The organism is Streptomyces sp. NPDC003077 (assembly GCF_040611095.1).
Classification (GTDB): Bacteria; Actinomycetota; Actinomycetes; order Streptomycetales; family Streptomycetaceae; genus Streptomyces.
Window position 1 is genome coordinate 14,577 of the sequence record NZ_JBEXNM010000039.1, and the last position, 18,865, is coordinate 33,441.

Here is an 18,865-nt window from a genome sequence, read left to right on the forward strand (position 1 = left end):
ACCGGCCCATGACCGCCGAACGGCGAATACCGGCCGGAAACAGCCGGCCCGCGAAAACCGGCCCCGGAAGAGCGACCGGAAACGTCCCCGGAAACACCCCGGAGACGCCCCCGGAAACACCCCCGAGACGCCCCGCGAACGAGCCCGGAAAGAAGCCGGAAAAGAAGGCCGAAGAAACACCGGGGAAAGGCCGAAAACCGCCCCGTAAAGCCCCCGCACCCCACCACGCGAAAAGGGACTGTCCCGGCCGCACGGGCCGGGACAGTCCCTTCTTCACTCGGCGAAGGCCGGAGGTGGCGGCGGCCCAAGGAAGAAGCCGCCCGAGTGACCCGACGATCGGGTCACTCCTCCACCATCAGCCCCTTGCGCAGCCGTGCCAGCGTCCGGGACAGCAGCCGTGAGACGTGCATCTGCGAGATGTTCAGCTCCTCGCCGATCTCGGACTGCGTCATGTTGGCGACGAAGCGCAGCGAGAGGATCTTGCGGTCGCGCGGCGGCAGTTCGGCGATCAGGGGCTTGAGCGATTCGACGTACTCGATGCCCTCAAGGCCGTGGTCCTCGTAGCCGATGCGGTCGGCGAGGGCGCCCTCGGTGTCGTCCTCCTCGGGCTGGGCGTCCAGCGAGCTCGCCGTGTAGGCGTTGCTCGCGGCCATTCCCTCGACGACCTCTTCCTTGGTGATGCCGAGCCGCTCGGCGAGTTCGCCGACGGTGGGTGAGCGGTCCAGCTTCTGCGCCAGCTCGTCACCGGCCTTGGCGAGGTCCAGGCGCAGTTCCTGCAGCCGCCTGGGAACGCGCACCGACCAGCTGGTGTCGCGGAAGAAACGCTTGATCTCGCCGACGATGGTCGGCATGGCGAACGTCGGGAACTCGACGCCGCGGCCCAGTTCGAAGCGGTCGATCGCCTTGATCAGGCCGATGGTGCCGACCTGGACGATGTCCTCCATCGGTTCGCTGCGGGAGCGGAACCGGGAGGCCGCGAACTTCACCAGCGCGAGGTTGAGCTCGACCAGGGTGTTGCGGACGTACGCGTATTCGTGGGTGCCCTCCTCCAGCGACTCCAGCCGCTCGAAGAGGGTCTTGGACAGCGCCCGCGCGTCCAGCGGCGCGACCTCGTCGAAGGGCGGGATCTCGGGCAGCCCGTCGATCTCGGGGACGGTCGGCGGTGCCGGGGCGTGGGCCGTGGTTTCGTGCGCGTCCGCGGTGTGCGTGCCGTGCGGGGCCGGCGGCTGCGTCGCGGTGGCGGACGCTTCGGTGCGGGCGAGCTGGGTCGGGACGCGTCCGGAGGGAGCGGATGGCGCCGGGGGCGCGGGCGTTCCGGACGTCTCTGACGGGAAAGTCGACGACGCGGTGTTCCGGGGGTATTCGGTGCGCAATTCGTCGAGCCGGGGTGACATGGTCTCCTCCATCGTTCTCGGCATATGGCTGCCGATGCCTCCATGTGAAGCTGCGGTGTGCGGCGCCTCCAAAGCCGGCTGTTTCGAACGTGTCCCTCTACGCCTACCCGCCATCACCGGAATATGGCAAGTGCATATTGTCCATGTTTGACACAATATGCGCGACCTTTGGCTACCCGTGTGCGAAGTGAGGGCGTAGGGTTCGAGGGCGCAGTCGTAAGCAATCAGACGCCGAGACACAAGCAAGAGGGGTGCGCACGCATGGACCGTGGGACGGTCGGCAGTGCAAGCCGGGGGCGGCTTCAAGTGGCCGTCAGGCATCACGGCACCAGCGCGGTCGTGACCGCCGCCGGTGAGCTGGATCACCACACCGCGGATCTGTTGAGCGAAGCTCTGGAGAGTTGTGTGGACGGCGGGTGCAAGCGCCTCGTCGTGGACTGCTCCGCTTTGGAGTTCATGGACTCCACCGGCCTGAACGTGCTGCTCGGGGCGCGCATCAAGGTGGAGGCGCAAGGCGGCGGGGTGCACCTGGCCGCGATGCAGCCCGTCGTGGCCCGGGTCTTCGAGATCACCGGCGCCGACGCGGTGTTCACCGTGCACCAGTCCCTCGACGCCGCGCTGACCGACTGACCGGCCAGCCGCGGTGACCTACCGACCCCGCGCGATGATCGACCGGCCTGGTGCCGTGATCGACCGACCCGGTGCGGTGACCGACCGACCTGGTGCGGTGATCGACCGCCCCGGGGCGCCGACGGCGCGGGGGTGGCGCACGAGCGGCGCGCGGAAGGTCGCACTCCGGTCACGTTGTCCGATTCACAGTTTCCGCGCGTCAAAAGTGGGTGTTCTCACGAGCCCTCCGGGCAGGAGACATCTGAATCTTTCGAATCTGTCCAGTACCCGTTTCCGTGAAATGGCGAATCGGTGAGGTGAAGCGCTGATGAGCACCACCCGGCCATACCCGCCGGGCGATCTCGGCCCGGAGCCGGGCGACGCCGGCGCCCCCTCCGCCTCTCCGGCAGGACAGATCCGCAGACTGCGACTGGCCGGCGCGGGCGGGGCGGTCGCCCGGGCCCGCGACTTCGCCCGGCAGGCGCTGCACGACTGGGGCTGGCTGCCGGCCGCCACGGCCGACCAGCGGGCCGCGGCCGAGGACGTTCTACTCGTCGTCTCGGAACTGGTCACCAACGCCTGCCTGCACGCGGAGGGCCCCGAGGAACTGCGGCTGCGCGGCGGCAAGAAGGTGCTCCGGCTGGAGGTCGCCGACCTCGGCGCCGGCCACCCCGCCCCCCGCACCCCGCACCGCGCGGGCCGCCCCGGCGGACACGGCATGTTCATCGTGCAGCGCCTGTGCCTGGACTGGGGCGTCGTCCGCAACCCCGACGGCACCGGCAAGACGGTGTGGGCGGAGCTGGCAGCTCCGGCGTAGGGAGGCCGCGTTCCTGGCTGCCCCGACACCACCTCTCCCACCTCCCGAAAACCCGAAAGGGCCCGGCACGAGTGCCGGGCCCTTCCTCACGTCTACGCGACGCGTACCGATGTCCTGCGGACGGTAGACAGTGTCAGCGCACGTCGCCCATCAGCTTCTGCACCCGCTTGCGGGTCAGGACGAAGATGACACCGGCCAGCGCGGCCACGACGCCCTGGATGGCGAAGGACGTCTTCGACATGAAGGAGTCGCCGACGATGAGCTGGGTGATCGCCGCCATGCAGTCGCCCGCGGTGGTCGCGAGGAACCACAGGCCCATCATCTGGCTGGCGTACTTCTGCGGCGCCAGCTTGGTGGTGACCGACAGGCCGACCGGGGAGACGCACAGCTCCGCGACCGTCTGGATCAGGTAGACCAGCGCCAGCCACAGCGGGGTGACCTTGGCGCCACCGGAGGCGGCGGCCATGGCGAGCATCATGACGCCGAAGGAGACGCCGATACCGATCAGACCCATGCCGAACTTGACCGTCGTGCTCGGGTTCTTCGACCGCAGCTTCACCCACAGCGCGGCGATCACGGGGGCGAGCGCCATGACGTACAGCGGGTTCAGCGACTGGAACGCGGTGGTCGGGAAGTCGATGCCGAACAGCGTCTTCTCGGTGTTGTTCTCCGCGAACAGGTTCAGCGTGGAGCCGGACTGGTCGTAGATCATCCAGAAGATGGCGGCCACGATGAAGAAGCCGACGTAGCTGCTGACCCGCGACTTCTCGTCGCTCGTCAGGTCCTTGTCGCTACGGATGCGGATGAAGTAGAACGCCGGCAGCGCGATGCCCAGCAGCGACAGCGGCCACAGCACCCAGTCCACGCCGAAGTTCCCGGTGCCCGCGACGATGCCGTAGAAGACCGCGGCGGCCAGCAGCCACAGCAGGCCCTTCTTCAGCAGCGAGGCGCGCTCCGCGGCCGACAGCGGCGACGGGACGACGCTGGAGGTCGGGGAGAGGTTCTTGTTCGTCAGCAGGTACATGATGACGCCGAGCGCCATACCCACACCGGCGAGGCCGAAGCCCAGGTGCCAGTTGATCTCCTTGCCGACGAAACCGACGGTCAGCGGGGCGGCGAAGGAGCCGATGTTGATGCCGATGTAGAAGATCGTGAACGCGGCGTCCCGGCGCGCGTCGTTGCGGTCCGGGTACAGGTGGCCGACCATCGTCGAGATGTTGGCCTTCAGCAGACCCGACCCGATGGCGATGACCACGAGGCCGACGAAGAAGCTCGCGCTGAATGGCACGGCCAGCAGGAAGTGGCCGACCATGATGACGCAGCCGGCGATGCCGACCGTCTTCCGTGGGCCCCACAGGCGGTCGCCGAACCATCCGCCCGGCATCGCCAGCAGGTAGACCGCGGCGTTGTAGACGGAGTAGATGGCCGCGCCGGTGGCGGCATCGAAGCCCAGTCCGCCCTCGGAGGCCGGAGCCACGAGGTAGAGGACCAGGAGCGCCCGCATGCCGTAGAAGCTGTAACGCTCCCACATCTCGGTCGCGAAGAGAGTGGCCAGTCCGCGGGGGTGGCCGAAGAAGGTCCAACCGCCTGATGCAGGGGTGTCCTGCTTGGCGGCATCCTTCGTCAGGCTGGACGCCATGGTGGTTCCTTGTGTGCTCGGGACGCGCATCAGAACCGTCGCGCGCCCGGGTCGGCTGACCGGCACCGGCGTATCGCTGCCCGCCCCCACGTCCGAGGGGTTCGAGACCACATGAAAGAGGAATCGGCAGGACAGTCCCACACCGGGATCCACGCCCCCGTGCTTCCTTGCGCGGCGGACCCGGTCTACAGGTCATTCACTGTGTTCAGAACTGGTGATGCCAGTCCTGCACACAACTGGGGCCGCTGACATCCTTTGAGGGTCATGGTCCCGGGGTTGTGCGATGGACGTTCCGACACCATACGTCCCGTACCGGCACCTGTGGGGCGACTGAGACAACGCTCACACCCCTTGACGGGAACCGTCCGCCCCCCTTCCCGGCGTCCCGCACCCGTGCGCGCGCTCGCCCGCACGCAGGGCTCCGAGCAGCCGGAGCACACGTGTGCACCCGGGTCCGGCCCGGCTCTCCGTACCACTTCGGCGGACTACCATCGGCCCATGACCCGTGTACTGCTCGCCGAGGATGACGCGTCCATCTCGGAGCCGCTCGCCCGCGCCCTGCGCCGCGAGGGTTACGAGGTCGAGGTGCGCGAGGACGGCCCCACGGCGCTCGACGCCGGGCTCCAGGGCAACGTCGACCTGCTCGTCCTCGACCTTGGCCTGCCCGGCATGGACGGCCTGGAGGTCGCCCGCCGGCTGCGCAACGACGGCCACTCCTTCCCCATCCTGGTCCTCACCGCCCGCGCGGACGAGGTCGACACCGTGGTCGGCCTGGACGCGGGCGCGGACGACTACGTCACCAAGCCCTTCCGCCTCGCCGAGCTGCTGGCGCGGGTGCGGGCCCTGCTGCGGCGCGGCTCCGCCGCCGAGCACCAGCCCCCCGCCACCCACGGCGTGCGCATCGACGTCGAGTCGCACCGCGCGTGGATGGGCGAGGAGGAGCTCCAGCTCACGGCGAAGGAGTTCGACCTGCTGCGGGTGCTGGTACGGGACGCGGGCCGGGTCGTCACCCGCGACCAGCTCATGCGCGAGGTGTGGGACACCACCTGGTGGTCCTCCACCAAGACGCTCGACATGCACATCTCGTGGCTGCGCAAGAAGCTCGGCGACGACGCGGCCAACCCCCGGTACATCGCCACCGTCCGCGGCGTCGGCTTCCGCTTCGAGAAGAGCTGAGGGCCCCGCGGGGACTCCCATGCGGGTACGCACGAGAGACTTCCCCGCGTGCGCGTACGAGGACGGTACGAGTACGCGCACGAAGGCTCCGACGACGAAGACCGGGAACCCGGCGCGGAGGCGCGGGCCCCTGCCGCGGGCGCACGCGCCGTTCCCGGCCCGGGAGCCCGCGAGGAACCACCGACCACCCGCCCGGAGGGCACCGTGCGCCGCCGCCTGATCAATTCCACGCTCGCCGTGGTGCTCGTCGTGATCGCCGTCTTCGGGCTCTCGCTGGTCATCGTGGAGACCCGCACGATCCAGTCGGGGGCACAGGAGAGCGTCGCCTCCGAGGCCGTCCGGCTCGTCGGCATCGTGGAGAGCCGCCTCGGTGGCGGCGAGAAACTGACCCCCGACGTGCTGTCGCAGCAGGTGGCGGCCAAGCGGTACGCCGTCGTCAAGGTGCCCGGCAAGCCCCCCATAGAGCTGGGCAAACGGCCGTCCGGGGACGTCATCGAATCGACCGTGCGGGGCGACCGCGGCGAATCCGTCACCGTCCAGGAACCGCGCTCCGAGGTCAGCTCCGAGATCGGCCGGACGCTGCTGGTGATCCTGGCCGTCGCGGTCCTGGCGGTGCTCGCCGCCGTGGTGCTGGCCATCCGGCAGGCCCGCCGCCTGACCGCCCCGCTGACCGACCTCGCCGAGACCGCCGAACGCCTCGGCTCCGGCGACCCCCGCCCCCGCCACCGGCGCTACGGCGTGCAGGAACTGGACCGGGTCGCTGACGTCCTCGACGCCAGCGCCGAACGCATCGCGCGGATGCTCACCGCCGAACGCCGGCTGGCCGCGGACGCCTCCCACCAGCTCCGCACGCCGCTGACCGCGCTGTCCATGCGGCTGGAGGAGATCACCGTCACCGACGACCCGGACACCGTCAAGGAAGAAGCCACCATCGCGCTCACTCAGGTGGAGCGGCTCACCGACGTGGTCCAGCGGCTGCTGACGAACTCGCGCGACCCGCGCACCGGCTCCGCCGTCGCCTTCGACCTCGACGAGGTCGTCAAGCAGCAGATCGAGGAGTGGCGCCCGGCATACCGCAGCGCGGGCCGGGCGATCGTCCGCTCCGGCAAGAAGGGCCTGCGGGCCGTCGGCACCCCGGGCGCGGTCGCCCAGGTGCTCGCCACACTGATCGAGAACTCCCTCATGCACGGCTCCGGCACCGTCGCCCTGCGCACCCGCGTGACCGGCAACCAAGCCGTCGTGGAAGTCACCGACGCGGGCCCCGGCGTCCCACCCGACCTCGGCTCCCGGGTCTTCGAACGCACCGTCTCCGGCCGCAACTCCACCGGCCTAGGCCTGGCCGTGGCCCGCGACCTCGCCGAGGCCGACGGCGGACGCCTGGAACTCCTCCAACAGCAGCCCCCGGTCTTCGCCCTCTTCCTGGCCCGAGAGGCAGACCACGCCGGGCCGCCCGGGGGCTGAGCGGGACGCGCTGGGGGGCGGGCTCAGCGGCGGCCGGGTGGGGGGCGGATTCCCGATTTCGGCCTGTCCGGTGTTTGGGGACGTCGTTTTCGGGGGTTCGCTGGGTGCTCTGTCCCGGTGTCCTGGGCTCGGTCTTGAGGTTCGGCTGGGCGGCGTGCGGCGCATTCCAGCCTGTCCGGTGTTTGAGGACGTCGTTCTCGGGTGTTCGCCGGGTGCCCTGTCCCGGTGTCCAGGGTTCGGTTTTGACGTTCGGCTGGGCGGCGTACCGCACATTCCAGCCTGTCCGGTGTTTGAGAACGTCGTTCTCGGGTGTTCGCCGGGTGCTCTGCTCCGGTGTCCATGGGCTCGGCTTTGGGGTTCGGCAGGGCGGTGTGCGGCGCATTCCAGCCTGTCCGGTGCTTGAGACGTCCTTGCGGGTGTCCGCTGGGGTGCTCTGCTCCGGTGTCCATGGGCTCGGCTTTGGGGTTCGGCTGGGCGGCGTACCGCACATTCCAGCCTGTCCGGCATTTGAGGACATCGTCTCCGGGGGTTCGCCGGGGTGCCCTGTCCCGGTGTCCAGGGTTCGGCCTTGACGTTCGGCAGGGCGGCGTACGGCACGTTCCAGCCTGTCCGGCGTTTGAGGACGTCCTTTTCGGGTGTTCGCCGGGGTGCTCTGCTCCGGTGTCCCGGGCTCGGCTGTGACGCTCGGCAGGGCGGCGTCCCGCACATTCCAGCCCGTCCGGCGTTTGAGGACATCGTCTCCGGGCGTTCACCGGGTGCTCTGCTCCGGTGTCCCGGGCTCGGCTGTGACGCTCGGCAGGGCGGCGTCCCGCACATTCCAGCCCGTCCGGCGTTTGAGGACAACGCCCCCGGCGTTCACCGGGCTTCAAGAGCACCCACCCACCCCAGGGCACCCACCCCAGGACGGCCCCGGCCGACGCGCTATCGCGCCCGCACGGGCGGCGGCGCCCCCGCCCGACTCGCCGCCTCCCCAGCATGCACAGCCGCGTCGGCCACAGACGCATCGGCCCGCACGGCCGCATCGGCCGCAGACGCATCGCCCCCCGCGGACTCACCCACCGGCAACGCCCGAAAGACCCACGTCCGGTAGGACCAGAACCGGAACAGCGTGGCCAGCGCGATGCCGAGGAACTTGAACACGTTGCTCTGCAGCGGACTGCCCCAGCCGAAGCCGTACGTCGCCACGTACAGCACACCGTTCTCGATCACCAGGCCGATCACGCTGAACAGCAGGAAGAGCGTCAGCTCCCGGGTGCGCCCGCTCTTCTCGCGGTCGCGGTAGGTGAAGTAGCGGTACCCGAGGTAGTTGGTGCCGGTGGCCACCACCGTGGCCACGACGCTGGCCCGGACGACGGGGAGCCCCGTCAGGTGCCGCACGAGGTTGAAGACGAGGAAGTTCACGACGACGCCCGCGCCGCCGACGGCGCCGAACTTCACGATCTCCTGGGCCAGCCCGCTCAGCCTGGCCCGCAGCGCGCCGTTTTCACTCATAGTGATCGGTCCGCTCCTGTGGTGGGCGCCGGTGGGCGTCGTCGTGTGGGTCGTCGCGCGGCCCGTCCGGGTTGAGCCGGAGGCCGCGCCCTCATGCTAACCAGCGGACTTCGGCCGCCGCGCCCCGCCCGCCGAGAACGGTGGGAGCGGTTCCGGCGGAACGGGCCACCGTCACTCCACCACCACACGGAAGGTGACACGTTTGGCGTCGCGCTGGTCGGCCCCCTCCGTCCCGCACCGGAAGCAGCGCCGCAACTCGATCCGCGTCCGGCCGCTGCCGGTCGCCACGAAGTCCAGGTACCGGGTGCCACCTGGGTCGGCCGTTATGCGTTCGGTCGCGTCGTAGTGGCCGCCGACGCTCCGGAGAACGGCCGGATCCGGCCTCGGGTCGGCGAGGACCCAGCGGTAGCCGGTGGCCGGGTTCTCCGCGAGCTGTACCGAGAACCGGTCGCCCGCCGAAACCGTGATCTTCGTGTCGCCCTCCCCGAAGACGAGGGGCGCCGAGAGGAGGGTGAGGATCGCGAACACCGCCGCGACCAGCGCCGCCACCGCCACCACGATCCCGGCCGCCCTGGCGGGCCGTGATCCGTCCGTCCCGGGCCGCCCGCGGCCCGTGCCCCGTATGCCGTCGTCGTCCAGGTCCACGTCCACGCGTCGACCTCCTCCCCCGTCCCCGTCCCGCCATCCGGCCGGGAGGCGGAAGAGCGGTGACGGCGCCCCGTCGTCCGCTGCCCCGCCCGCGCCTCCCCGCCCCCACGGTCATCCCGTCGATCCACCCGCGTCCCCGGGCCCCGACGGTGACCCCGTCGTCCCACCCGCGTCGTTCCCCACCCTGCCCGATCACGGCCTTCACGTGCCGGTCGTTCGCGGACATCCCCCGCCCCGCCGCCCCCGCGGTCCGGCGAGCGTAGGGCCGACGGTGCCGGCGTACCCAGAGGGCGGGGCGGCGCACCCACCGACTTCGGCCACGGTGTCGCTTGGAGCTTCCTCCAAGGGTGCTGATCGGGGTCGGACAGGCGGGCGGATACTCTGAGGGGGTGACGTTCCCGGTAGTCGGCATGGTCGGTGGCGGTCAGCTCGCCCGTATGACCCACGAGGCGGGCATCCCCCTCGGCATCAAGTTCAAGCTCCTCAGCGACACTCCGCAGGACTCGGCGGCCCAGGTGGTCAGCGATGTCGTCATCGGCGACTACCGCGACCTGGACACGCTGCGCGCGTTCGCCCGTGGCTGTGACGTGATCACTTTCGATCACGAGCACGTTCCCACCGAGCATTTGCGGGCGCTGGAGGCCGACGGCATCCCCGTCCGCCCCGGCCCGCACGCGCTGGTGCACGCGCAGGACAAGGGGGTGATGCGTGCCCGGCTCGACGAGATCGGCGCCCCCTCCCCCCGCCACCGGCTGGTGAGCGACCCCGAGGACGTGGCGCGGTTCGCCGCCGAGGGGAACGGCTTCCCGGTGATCCTCAAGACGGTCCGCGGCGGCTACGACGGCAAGGGCGTGTGGGTCGTACGATCCTCCAAGGAGGCCGCCGAACCGTTCCGCGCCGGTGTGCCCGTCCTGGCCGAGGAGAAGGTCGACTTCGTTCGCGAACTGGCCGCCAACATCGTCCGCTCGCCGCACGGCCAGGCCGTCGCCTACCCGGTCGTGGAGTCGATCCAGGTGGACGGTGTCTGCGACACGGTGATCGCGCCCGCGCCCGGGCTGTCGGAGGACCTGTCCGCGCAGGCCCAGGAGCTGGCGCTGCGGATCGCCAAGGAGCTGGACGTCGTCGGGCACCTCGCGGTCGAGCTGTTCGAGACCCGGGACGCGGACGGCACCCCGCGCATCCTCGTCAACGAACTGGCGATGCGCCCGCACAACTCCGGCCACTGGACCCAGGACGGCGCGATCACCTCGCAGTTCGCCAACCACGTCCGGGCCGTGCTGGACCTCCCGCTCGGCGACCCGCGCCCGCGCGCCAAGTGGACGGTCATGGCCAACGTCCTGGGCGGCGACTACCCCGACATGTACTACGCGTACCTGCATTGCATGGCGCGGGACCCCGGCCTGAAGATTCACATGTACGGAAAGGACGTGAAGCCCGGCCGCAAGGTCGGCCACGTCAACACCTACGGCGACGACCTGGCCGACGTGCGTGAGCGCGCCGCGCACGCCGCCGGCTACCTGCGAGGAACGATCACCGAATGACTTCCCGTCCGCCCGTCGTCGGCATCGTCATGGGCTCCGACTCCGACTGGCCCGTCATGGAGGCCGCCGCCCAGGCGCTGGCCGAGTTCGAGGTCCCGTACGAGGTCGACGTGGTGTCCGCGCACCGGATGCCGCACGAGATGATCGCGTACGGCGAGAACGCGGCGGACCGCGGCCTGAAGGTGATCATCGCGGGGGCGGGCGGCGCGGCCCACCTCCCCGGGATGCTGGCGTCCGTCACCCCGCTCCCGGTCATCGGCGTCCCGGTGCCGCTGAAGTACCTGGACGGCATGGACTCCCTGCTCTCGATCGTGCAGATGCCGGCCGGCGTCCCCGTCGCCACGGTCTCGATCGGCGGCGCCCGCAACGCCGGGCTGCTCGCGGCCCGCATCCTGGCGGCCCACGACCCGGACCTCCTGCACCGGATGCGCGACTTCCAGCACGACCTGAACGAGCAGGCCACCGAGAAGGGCAAGCGGCTGCGCAACAAGGTCGCCTCCCCGGCCGGCTTCGGTTTCGGGAGCAAGCGGTGACGCGGCGGCCGGACGGGACGGAGGGTGCCGGCGACACCCAGCCGGCCTCCGAGATCCCGCCGCTCGGCGAGACCCGGACCGGGCCCGTCACCTCGGTGTCCGTCACCGACCCCCGCGTCGCCGAGCTGCTGGCCGCCCACCCCGTCGTCGACGGCCACAACGACCTGCCCTGGGCGCTGCGCGAGCAGGTCCGCTACGACCTGGACCGGCGCGACATCGCCACCGACCAGTCCGCGCACCTGCACACCGACATCCCCCGGCTGCGGGCCGGCGGCGTGGGCGCCCAGTTCTGGTCGGTGTACGTCGCCACCGAGCTGGCGGGCGACCACGCGGTCAGCGCCACCCTCGAACAGATCGACGTGGTGCGCCAGTTGGTGGCCCGCTACCCCGCCGATCTGCGGTTGGCGCTGACGGCCGACGACATGGAGGCGGCGCGGGCGGAGGGCCGGATCGCCTCCCTCATGGGCGCCGAGGGCGGCCACTCCATCGACAACTCCCTCGCCACCCTGCGCGCCCTGTACGACCTGGGCGTGCGCTACATGACGCTCACCCACAACGACAACACCCCGTGGGCCGACTCCGCGACCGACGAGCCGCGCGCCGGCGGCCTGACCGCGTTCGGCCGCGAGGTCGTCCGGGAGATGAACCGCTGCGGGATGCTCGTCGACCTCTCGCACGTCTCCGCCGACACCATGCGCGACGCGCTCCGCACGAGCGAGGCGCCGGTGATCTTCTCGCACTCGTCCTCGCGCGCGGTGTGCGACCACCCTCGCAACATCCCCGACGACGTCCTGGCCGAACTCCCCGCCAACGGCGGTATCGCCATGGCCACCTTCGTCCCGAAGTTCGTCCTCCCGGCGGCCGTGGACTGGACCCGGCGCGCGGACGAGAACCTGCGCGCGCACGGCTTCCACCACCTGGACACCACCCCCGAGGCGATGGCCGTGCACCGCGCCTTCGAGGCGGCCCATCCGCGCCCCCTCGCCACCGCCGCGACCATCGCCGACCACCTCGACCACATGCGCGAGGTCGCCGGCATCGACCACCTCGGCATCGGCGGCGACTACGACGGCACCGCCTTCACGCCTGCCGGCCTCGCCGACGTGGCGGGCTACCCGCACCTGATCGCCGAACTGCTGGACCGCCGCTGGTCCGAGTCCGACCTCGCCAAGCTGACCTGGCGCAACGCGGTCCGGGTGCTGCGGGACGCGGAGGACGTGTCCCGGGTGCTGCGCGCCAAGAGGGGGCCGTCGAACGCGACGATCGAGGAGCTGGACGGGTAGGGAGCGGGTCGCGTTCCCGCGGCGCGCATACCGCCAGGGGAGGGCCGCGTTCCCGCGGAGCCCGGAGCGCATACCCCAGGGGGCGGGCCACCGGATCGGTGGCCCGCCCCCTTCACGTCACGTCTGCCGACGCTCGCGTCGCGGCGTCCTACGTGGTCCCGCGCGGTCCTACGCGTTCGGACGCCCCAGCGCCCGGTACGTCCACCCCGCCTTGCGCCACAGCTCCGCGTCCAGCGCGTTGCGGCCGTCCAGGATGCGCGGCTCGGCGGCCACGTCGGCCAGCCGGGCCGGGTCCAGCTCGCGGAACTCGCGCCACTCGGTCAGGTGCAGGACGACGTGGGCGCCGCGTACCGCCTCCAGCGCCGTCGGCGCGTAGTTGAGCGTGGGGAACAGGCGGCGGGCGTTGTCCATGCCCTTGGGGTCGTAGACGGTGACCTGGCCGCCCTGGAGGTGGATCTGCCCGGCGACGTTCAGGGCGGGGGAGTCGCGGACGTCGTCCGAGTCGGGCTTGAAGGTCGCGCCCAGGACGGTGACGACCTTGCCGAGGAAGGAACCGCCGACCGCCTCCCGGGCCAGCTCGACCATGTGGCCGCGGCGCCGCATGTTGATGGAGTCGACCTCGCGGAGGAAGGTGAGCGCCTGGTCGGCGCCGAGTTCGCCGGCGCGGGCCATGAAGGCGCGGATGTCCTTGGGCAGGCAGCCGCCGCCGAAGCCGATGCCGGCGCGCAGGAACTTCCGGCCGATCCGCTCGTCGTGCCCGATCGCCTCGGCCAGCTTGACCACGTCGCCGCCGGCCGCCTCGCACACCTCGGCCATGGCGTTGATGAAGGAGATCTTCGTGGCGAGGAAGGAGTTGGCGGCGGTCTTGACCAGTTCGGCGGTGGGGAAGTCGGCCACGACGAACGGGGACCCCTCCGCGATCGGCGTCGCGTAGACCTCGCGCAGCAGTTCCTCGGCCCGCTCGCTCGCCACGCCGACCACGATCCGGTCCGGGTGCAGGGTGTCGTCCACGGCGAACCCCTCGCGCAGGAACTCCGGGTTCCAGGCCAGCTCCACCTGCTCGCCCGCGGGCGCCAGCTTCGCCAGCCGCTCGGCGAGCCGGGCCGCGCTGCCCACCGGGACGGTGGACTTGCCGACGACCAGCGCGGGCCCGTGCAACTGCGGCGCCAGCGCCTCGAAGGCGGCGTCCACGTACGACATGTCGCAGGCGTACTCGCCGTGCTTCTGCGGTGTGTTGACGCAGACGAAGTGGACGTCGCCGAAGGCGCCGACCTCCTCCCAGGAGGTGGTGAAGCGCAGCCGCCCGCTCGACCCCTCGATCCCGGCGACGTGCCGGCGCAGCAGGTCCTCCAGGCCGGGCTCGTACATCGGCACCTCGCCCCGCTGGAGCAGCGCGATCTTGTCCGGGTCGATGTCCAGTCCCAGAACTTCGAAGCCGAGTTCCGCCATGGCCGCGGCGTGGGTCGCCCCCAGGTAGCCGGTGCCGATCACGGTGATCTTTAGGGCCATGGATGCTCCTGACACGTATGGGAAAGGGCTGCTCATCCGAGCATAGACCGGGGCCCACTGGCGTAGACCAGGCACCGGCCCGGCGTTGTCGGCAAGCTCACGTATACGGCGCGTTACCCGGAGTCCTAGAATCTTGCTGTTCCACTCGGTTACTTAACGGTAGTTAGCAAGGCGGCCGGGCTCGTGCCGGCGCCGCTCGCACGGCCGGTCGGGGGCGGTCGGTTCCGATCTGCGTCGGTTGGCGGCGGTCGGTTCCGGTCCGTGATGGGTCGGGGGCGGTCGGTTCCGGTTCGCGACGGGGCGGGGGAGCCGATGCCGGTTCGTACGAAGGCCGGCAGCCGATCCCGTTCGTATCTCGCACCTCGTACCTCGTACCTCGCGTACTTCGTACGAGGGGTCGGGGTGGCGGCAGCCGGTTCCGCCCGGCTTTCCGGGCACTTTTCAAGGACACCTATCAAGGGAGTGAGAAACCTTGGCGTCAGCGGGAAACAACTCGGCCGCCGATTTCGACCTGTTCCGGCCGTCCGAGGAGCACGACATGCTCCGTGAGTCGGTGCGCGCACTCGCCGAGGCGAAGATCGCGCCGTTCGCCGCCGAGGTGGACGAGGAGGCGCGCTTCCCGCAGGAGGCGCTGGAGGCGCTGGTCGCCAACGACCTGCACGCCGTGCACGTACCGGAGGCTTACGGCGGCGCGGGCGCGGACGCGCTGGCGACCGTCATCGTCATCGAAGAGGTCGCGCGGGTCTGCGCCTCCTCCTCGCTGATCCCGGCCGTCAACAAGCTGGGCTCGCTGCCCGTCATCCTCTCCGGCTCCGAGGACCTGAAGAAGCGTTACCTCGCGCCGGTGGCCAAGGGCGAGGCGATGTTCTCGTACTGCCTGAGCGAGCCGGACGCGGGCTCGGACGCCGCCGGCATGAAGACGAAGGCGGTCCGCGACGGCGACCACTACATCCTCAACGGCGTGAAGCGCTGGATCACCAACGCCGGCGTCTCCGACTACTACACGGTCATGGCCGTCACCGACCCGGAGAAGCGCTCCAAGGGCATCAGCGCCTTCGTGGTGGAGAAGTCCGACGAGGGCGTGTCCTTCGGCGCCCCCGAGAAGAAGCTCGGCATCAAGGGCTCGCCGACCCGCGAGGTCTACCTCGACAACGTCCGCATCCCCGCCGACCGGATGATCGGCGACGAGGGCACCGGCTTCGCCACCGCCATGAAGACCCTGGACCACACCCGCATCACCATCGCGGCCCAGGCGCTCGGCATCGCCCAGGGCGCCCTGGACTACGTCAAGGGCTACGTCCAGGAGCGCAAGCAGTTCGGCAAGCCGATCGGCGACTTCCAGGGCGTCCAGTTCATGATCGCCGACATGGCCATGAAGCTGGAGGCCGCCCGCCAGCTCACCTACGCCGCCGCCGCCCGCTCCGAACGCGCCTCCCTCGGCAGCTCCAAGGAAGACCTCACCTTCTTCGGCGCCGCCGCCAAGTGCTACGCCTCCGACGCCGCCATGGAGATCACCACGGACGCCGTCCAACTCCTGGGCGGCTACGGCTACACCCGGGACTACCCGGTGGAGCGCATGATGCGGGACGCGAAGATCACGCAGATTTACGAGGGGACGAATCAGGTGCAGCGGATTGTCATGGCGCGGAATCTGCCGTAGCAGGGTTTTCCGTAGGTGAGGGCGTTTTCGGTGGCGTGGGGGTCGGTTACGGCTCCTGGGCCGTGCATGCTCTGAGCCTGAGAACAGACCAAGGAACGCCCTGCCGTATTCGGCGGGGCGTTCCTTCGCTTGGTCAGCCGCGACTCACGCGAGGCTGACACCGGCCTGAGCCCTGATGTCGACAGCTTCTTGAGTGAGCCGGGTCAGGCGGACCACGGTCCACCTGCTGCCCTTGCGCGTGATCACGGTGTTACCGTCCCTGGTGCGCCCGGCCTGGACGAAAGCGTGGTCGCGTCGTAGATCTTTCGCCAGGTTCTCGCCGCGGATCACCGGGTGCATCTCCCTTCGGGGTCGTCGCGCGAAGCCGGGCACGTCAGCTTCCCGATACCCTCGGCCGTCATCGTCAGTGCCCCGGATGCCTCCGGAGGAAGACGTTGCAGTCGGTGACGGTGGTCATGTCGCCACCTGCCCAAGCCCGCTGCCGTACGTTGGCCGGCTCCGCGCAACCGGCGCACCCCTGCACCGGTACAGGCTCAAGTTCCATGTTCAGCGGCAGTTCTATCGGCTGGCTTGGATAGGTTCTCGGCTCGCTCATGCCGGTACCCCTTTGCGTTGGATGCCTGGCCGCAACGCTAGGAAGGGCGGCGAATCGACCCCTGGCGGTTTGCGTGAGATCGCGCTTGCTCGCCTCTACATGCCAGCGGGCTCCAGAATGAGATCCCTTGCCTTCCGGCCGTAGACAGCCATGGTGGACAATTGCTCGAATGCCCGTAGGTAGAGGGCGACTTCGTGGGGGCTCTTGATATTGATGTTCGCCGAAAGAGTCTCAACCTGGACTTGTGAGTCGTCGAAGATGAGGAACCCTTCGAGCGTCCACATGGTGCGTGTCACCGCCCGAGGAATGATCCCGAAAGAGACGTTGGGCAGAGACATGATCTCCAACAGGTGACAACGCTGCTCGGCCATGGTCTCGGCGTCACCGTATTTGTAGTACAGAACGTCCTCTTCGATAAGCAGGGCGAATCGTTTGCGTCCCTCACGGATCACTTGTGATCGCTCAAGCCTGGACTTCGCTGCAGAGACAGAGTCGTTCGGCACTTCGCGGAACGCCGCGATCGTCTCAAGAAGCCGTTGGGCGTATCCCTGAGTCTGTGCCAGGCCGGGTATGACGTTCGAACAGTAGACCTTCATGCGCTGGGTCCGCTTGTAGAGCGGAATGTGAGCAACTTGCCCCTGTCGCAAGCCGGATCGATGCACCAGCCGCCATTCCCGGTACAGGGACTCGGCATCACGCGCTGTCATGATGATGTCCGGCGCCTGATCGTCCGCGCCGCACGCGAGGCACCAGTCGCGGATGTCCCGCTCGGACGGGCGGGTTTTGGCGTTTTCGATCCGGGAAACCTTCGCGGGATGCCAACCGCAGCGCTGAGCCAGGGCACGACCATTCAAATCGGCGTCCAAGCGCAGGTCTCTCAGACGTCGAGCGATGGCTTTGCGGGCCTCCTGAACGCTGGAAGACGGAGATGACATATGTGGGAAACCGCCGCCCGATGTGTTCCGTCCCGCTTAGAGCCGGTACGCGTCATGGGGAATGCCGCGCTCCCAAACTGCTTCGAAGGCATCGGCGCACAAGGCGGCGACCTTCGGGTCTTCGGTGTACTGAGGATCGGTGATCTTTCCGTCACCCGAGAACAGGTTGAAGCGCACAGTCTTACCGTCGATCAGCCAGAAGTCGTTCCCCGGAAGCGCGAGGTCACTGGCCCGGTCGCGCGGAAGCCAGCGGACTTGTTCTCCCGCTCTGATGATCCACGGCGTTCCCGCATGCTCGTACCGGATGTACTCCGTCACGGGTTCCGAGACGACCCGGGCACGGCGTACGGTCACGCCGCGCGCCACAAGTCCTGAAATGAGGTCCACCCACGGCTTCCAGTACGCAGCGGCACGTTCGTCGTTACGTCGGCTTCCGGTCTTCTTCCAATATCGATACTCCTCGGATTCCGTATCGGCCTCGTAGACATCCCTCAATTCCAGGTGCACCGCTGAACGCTCGGCAGCGTTCAGGAGATCTTCGAAGTTAGGAACCCATGGCTTCATCGCACGCCTTCCTGATGAGTTCGAGCATGCGGTACGGAAGCCTGACGATGCCCTCGGCGTCGGGTAGGGGACTGTCCGCGGCGCAGACCGCCTCCGTCTCCTCATCCGGCTTCCAGCCCTGGAAGACGACTTCCTTCTTCTCGTCATCGAGCCAAACGGCAGGGCAGTTCCCTTGGTCTGTGCTGGGGTCGATTCCGATGAACCGTAGCGCCATGTCGACCTCCGCTGTCGAGCGCGTTTCAGCCCGTCGCACGACCCTGGCGGCCTGTGCATGGGGCCGTCAAGGGGGCGGGATGAGAGGTTTGAACGGGGAGATCCGCCAGCCACGTAGCTGCGCAGGAAGATTGCGGGCCCCGGACCCCGCTTTTGTGAATGCCCCAGCCGTTCTCCTTTCCTCGGCAGGGGCATTCATACGCGTGAGGGCTCGCGTCCGCCGATCAGCGACGAAGGCCCCGGAACTTTTCGAGCATCAGCAGCGCCGGCATGAGAGTCGGCCGGTGGCCGGGACAGCGCCGCTCGATCGGTACGGACCAGACGTCCCAGCACGACAGGCAACGGATGACGCCGGGATGTTCCGGGTCGTTTGCCGTGCTGCCACCACATCGCGGGCATTGCTGCATGACGGGTTCCTTACGCTGTCACGTCGAACTCGCCCAGCTTGGCACCGTCCAGAAAAGCGGTCCACTCGACGGTCGTGAAGGCGATCGTCTGGCCCATCGCGGAGTTGCGCACCGCGACCTTGCCGGGAATGTTGGTGGCGACCTCGACGCAGCGTGGGTTGTCGTTGTCGTACTTGCAAGTCGTGGACGTGCGGAAAGCGAACTCGGAGACCGCTGTCATGGGGGTGCCTCTCTCTGTGGGGGCGGGCTGCCATTGAGGCTAGAGAGGCAGGAAAGCCCCGGTCCATGAAGTTGCATGGACTTGCAGGGCACTGCCTGAGGAGTCCAGCGCAGGCGCGTGTGGTGCCTTCCCGCCCATGAGGCGGGGAGGCACCACACGCCGGTGAAGGG

19 protein-coding genes are annotated in these 18,865 nt (G+C 69.4%); 8 read left to right on the forward strand and 11 right to left on the reverse strand.

Features of this window, described 5'->3' with window-relative positions:
- Positions 1 to 341: 341 nt before the first annotated feature.
- The gene (locus tag ABZX96_RS23855) at positions 342 to 1,394 is read right to left on the reverse strand and encodes an RNA polymerase sigma factor SigF (RefSeq protein WP_355547850.1); all 1,053 of its coding nucleotides are present in this window, start codon (positions 1,392 to 1,394) and stop codon (positions 342 to 344) included.
- Positions 1,395 to 1,655: 261 nt separating this feature from the next.
- Between ABZX96_RS23855 and ABZX96_RS23860 the strand changes: the two genes are divergently transcribed.
- Positions 1,656 to 2,024, forward strand: a complete 369-nt coding sequence (locus tag ABZX96_RS23860; protein ID WP_355547853.1) for an STAS domain-containing protein — start codon at positions 1,656 to 1,658, stop codon at positions 2,022 to 2,024.
- Positions 2,025 to 2,331: 307 nt separating this feature from the next.
- Positions 2,332 to 2,820: an ATP-binding protein gene (locus ABZX96_RS23865; protein ID WP_355547856.1), complete on the forward strand. Its 489-nt coding sequence runs from the start codon at positions 2,332 to 2,334 to the stop codon at positions 2,818 to 2,820.
- Between the two features lie 133 nt (positions 2,821 to 2,953).
- On the opposite strand, the gene ABZX96_RS23870 is transcribed toward ABZX96_RS23865, so the two are convergent.
- On the reverse strand, positions 2,954 to 4,459 hold the full coding sequence (locus ABZX96_RS23870) for an oligopeptide:H+ symporter (RefSeq protein WP_355547859.1): 1,506 nt from the start codon (positions 4,457 to 4,459) through the stop codon (positions 2,954 to 2,956).
- A 498-nt stretch (positions 4,460 to 4,957) separates the two neighbouring features.
- Between ABZX96_RS23870 and ABZX96_RS23875 the strand changes: the two genes are divergently transcribed.
- Both ABZX96_RS23875 and ABZX96_RS23880 read left to right on the forward strand, forming a co-directional pair.
- Positions 4,958 to 5,635, forward strand: coding sequence for a response regulator transcription factor (locus tag ABZX96_RS23875; RefSeq protein WP_355547862.1), 678 nt, complete (start codon positions 4,958 to 4,960; stop codon positions 5,633 to 5,635).
- A gap of 204 nt (positions 5,636 to 5,839) precedes the next feature.
- On the forward strand, positions 5,840 to 7,096 hold the full coding sequence (locus ABZX96_RS23880) for an ATP-binding protein (RefSeq protein WP_355548001.1): 1,257 nt from the start codon (positions 5,840 to 5,842) through the stop codon (positions 7,094 to 7,096).
- 921 nt (positions 7,097 to 8,017) lie between these two features.
- Here the strand turns inward: ABZX96_RS23880 and ABZX96_RS23885 are convergent.
- Entirely contained in the window at positions 8,018 to 8,587 is a 570-nt protein-coding gene (locus tag ABZX96_RS23885; protein ID WP_355547865.1) for a GtrA family protein, read from the reverse strand.
- A gap of 171 nt (positions 8,588 to 8,758) precedes the next feature.
- Complete coding sequence (locus tag ABZX96_RS23890; RefSeq protein ID WP_355547868.1) at positions 8,759 to 9,238, reverse strand: protease inhibitor I42 family protein; 480 nt, start codon at positions 9,236 to 9,238, stop codon at positions 8,759 to 8,761.
- Between the two features lie 386 nt (positions 9,239 to 9,624).
- Here ABZX96_RS23890 and ABZX96_RS23895 point away from each other — a divergent pair, with 386 nt between their 5' ends.
- The 3 genes from ABZX96_RS23895 (at position 9,625) to ABZX96_RS23905 (ending at position 12,592) form a co-directional block, all read left to right on the forward strand.
- Entirely contained in the window at positions 9,625 to 10,776 is a 1,152-nt protein-coding gene (locus ABZX96_RS23895; RefSeq protein ID WP_355547871.1) for a 5-(carboxyamino)imidazole ribonucleotide synthase, read from the forward strand.
- Positions 10,773 to 11,309, forward strand: coding sequence for a 5-(carboxyamino)imidazole ribonucleotide mutase (purE, locus tag ABZX96_RS23900; RefSeq protein ID WP_355547874.1), 537 nt, complete (start codon positions 10,773 to 10,775; stop codon positions 11,307 to 11,309). Before ABZX96_RS23895 ends, purE begins: the two co-directional genes overlap by 4 nt.
- Before the next feature lie 95 nt (positions 11,310 to 11,404).
- The gene (locus tag ABZX96_RS23905) at positions 11,405 to 12,592 is read left to right on the forward strand and encodes a dipeptidase (protein ID WP_355548004.1); all 1,188 of its coding nucleotides are present in this window, start codon (positions 11,405 to 11,407) and stop codon (positions 12,590 to 12,592) included.
- A 168-nt stretch (positions 12,593 to 12,760) separates the two neighbouring features.
- Here ABZX96_RS23905 and ABZX96_RS23910 read toward each other — a convergent pair whose 3' ends face one another.
- Positions 12,761 to 14,101, reverse strand: a complete 1,341-nt coding sequence (locus ABZX96_RS23910; RefSeq protein WP_355547877.1) for a UDP-glucose/GDP-mannose dehydrogenase family protein — start codon at positions 14,099 to 14,101, stop codon at positions 12,761 to 12,763.
- 472 nt (positions 14,102 to 14,573) lie between these two features.
- On the opposite strand from ABZX96_RS23910, the gene ABZX96_RS23915 reads away from it, so the two are divergent.
- Positions 14,574 to 15,761: an acyl-CoA dehydrogenase family protein gene (locus tag ABZX96_RS23915; RefSeq protein WP_355547880.1), complete on the forward strand. Its 1,188-nt coding sequence runs from the start codon at positions 14,574 to 14,576 to the stop codon at positions 15,759 to 15,761.
- A gap of 144 nt (positions 15,762 to 15,905) precedes the next feature.
- Here the strand turns inward: ABZX96_RS23915 and ABZX96_RS23920 are convergent, their stop codons facing one another.
- The 6 genes from ABZX96_RS23920 to ABZX96_RS23945 all read right to left on the reverse strand — a co-directional run bounded on the left by ABZX96_RS23920 (position 15,906) and on the right by ABZX96_RS23945 (position 18,695).
- On the reverse strand, positions 15,906 to 16,100 hold the full coding sequence (locus tag ABZX96_RS23920; protein WP_355547883.1) for a hypothetical protein: 195 nt from the start codon (positions 16,098 to 16,100) through the stop codon (positions 15,906 to 15,908).
- A gap of 64 nt (positions 16,101 to 16,164) precedes the next feature.
- Entirely contained in the window at positions 16,165 to 16,356 is a 192-nt protein-coding gene (locus ABZX96_RS23925; protein ID WP_355547886.1) for a hypothetical protein, read from the reverse strand.
- Between the two features lie 95 nt (positions 16,357 to 16,451).
- The gene (locus tag ABZX96_RS23930) at positions 16,452 to 17,291 is read right to left on the reverse strand and encodes a helix-turn-helix transcriptional regulator (protein ID WP_355547890.1); all 840 of its coding nucleotides are present in this window, start codon (positions 17,289 to 17,291) and stop codon (positions 16,452 to 16,454) included.
- A gap of 36 nt (positions 17,292 to 17,327) precedes the next feature.
- Positions 17,328 to 17,855, reverse strand: a complete 528-nt coding sequence (locus ABZX96_RS23935) for a DUF6879 family protein (RefSeq protein ID WP_355547893.1) — start codon at positions 17,853 to 17,855, stop codon at positions 17,328 to 17,330.
- Complete coding sequence (locus tag ABZX96_RS23940) at positions 17,836 to 18,069, reverse strand: hypothetical protein (RefSeq protein ID WP_355547895.1); 234 nt, start codon at positions 18,067 to 18,069, stop codon at positions 17,836 to 17,838. Before ABZX96_RS23940 ends, ABZX96_RS23935 begins: the two co-directional genes overlap by 20 nt.
- 416 nt (positions 18,070 to 18,485) lie before the next feature.
- Positions 18,486 to 18,695: a DUF397 domain-containing protein gene (locus ABZX96_RS23945; RefSeq protein WP_355547898.1), complete on the reverse strand. Its 210-nt coding sequence runs from the start codon at positions 18,693 to 18,695 to the stop codon at positions 18,486 to 18,488.
- Positions 18,696 to 18,865 lie beyond the last annotated feature (170 nt).

Coding starts and splice junctions, on each gene's coding strand:
- ABZX96_RS23910 (WP_355547877.1), bottom strand. CDS start 14,101: ATGGCCCTAAAGATCACCGTGATCGGCACCGGCTACCTGGGGGCGACC.
- ABZX96_RS23885 (WP_355547865.1), bottom strand. CDS start 8,587: ATGAGTGAAAACGGCGCGCTGCGGGCCAGGCTGAGCGGGCTGGCCCAG.
- ABZX96_RS23920 (WP_355547883.1), bottom strand. CDS start 16,100: ATGCACCCGGTGATCCGCGGCGAGAACCTGGCGAAAGATCTACGACGC.
- ABZX96_RS23865 (WP_355547856.1), top strand. CDS start 2,332: ATGAGCACCACCCGGCCATACCCGCCGGGCGATCTCGGCCCGGAGCCG.
- ABZX96_RS23935 (WP_355547893.1), bottom strand. CDS start 17,855: ATGAAGCCATGGGTTCCTAACTTCGAAGATCTCCTGAACGCTGCCGAG.
- ABZX96_RS23860 (WP_355547853.1), top strand. CDS start 1,656: ATGGACCGTGGGACGGTCGGCAGTGCAAGCCGGGGGCGGCTTCAAGTG.
- ABZX96_RS23930 (WP_355547890.1), bottom strand. CDS start 17,291: ATGTCATCTCCGTCTTCCAGCGTTCAGGAGGCCCGCAAAGCCATCGCT.
- ABZX96_RS23940 (WP_355547895.1), bottom strand. CDS start 18,069: ATGGCGCTACGGTTCATCGGAATCGACCCCAGCACAGACCAAGGGAAC.
- purE (WP_355547874.1), top strand. CDS start 10,773: ATGACTTCCCGTCCGCCCGTCGTCGGCATCGTCATGGGCTCCGACTCC.
- ABZX96_RS23855 (WP_355547850.1), bottom strand. CDS start 1,394: ATGTCACCCCGGCTCGACGAATTGCGCACCGAATACCCCCGGAACACC.
- ABZX96_RS23870 (WP_355547859.1), bottom strand. CDS start 4,459: ATGGCGTCCAGCCTGACGAAGGATGCCGCCAAGCAGGACACCCCTGCA.
- ABZX96_RS23945 (WP_355547898.1), bottom strand. CDS start 18,695: ATGACAGCGGTCTCCGAGTTCGCTTTCCGCACGTCCACGACTTGCAAG.
- ABZX96_RS23875 (WP_355547862.1), top strand. CDS start 4,958: ATGACCCGTGTACTGCTCGCCGAGGATGACGCGTCCATCTCGGAGCCG.
- ABZX96_RS23925 (WP_355547886.1), bottom strand. CDS start 16,356: ATGAGCGAGCCGAGAACCTATCCAAGCCAGCCGATAGAACTGCCGCTG.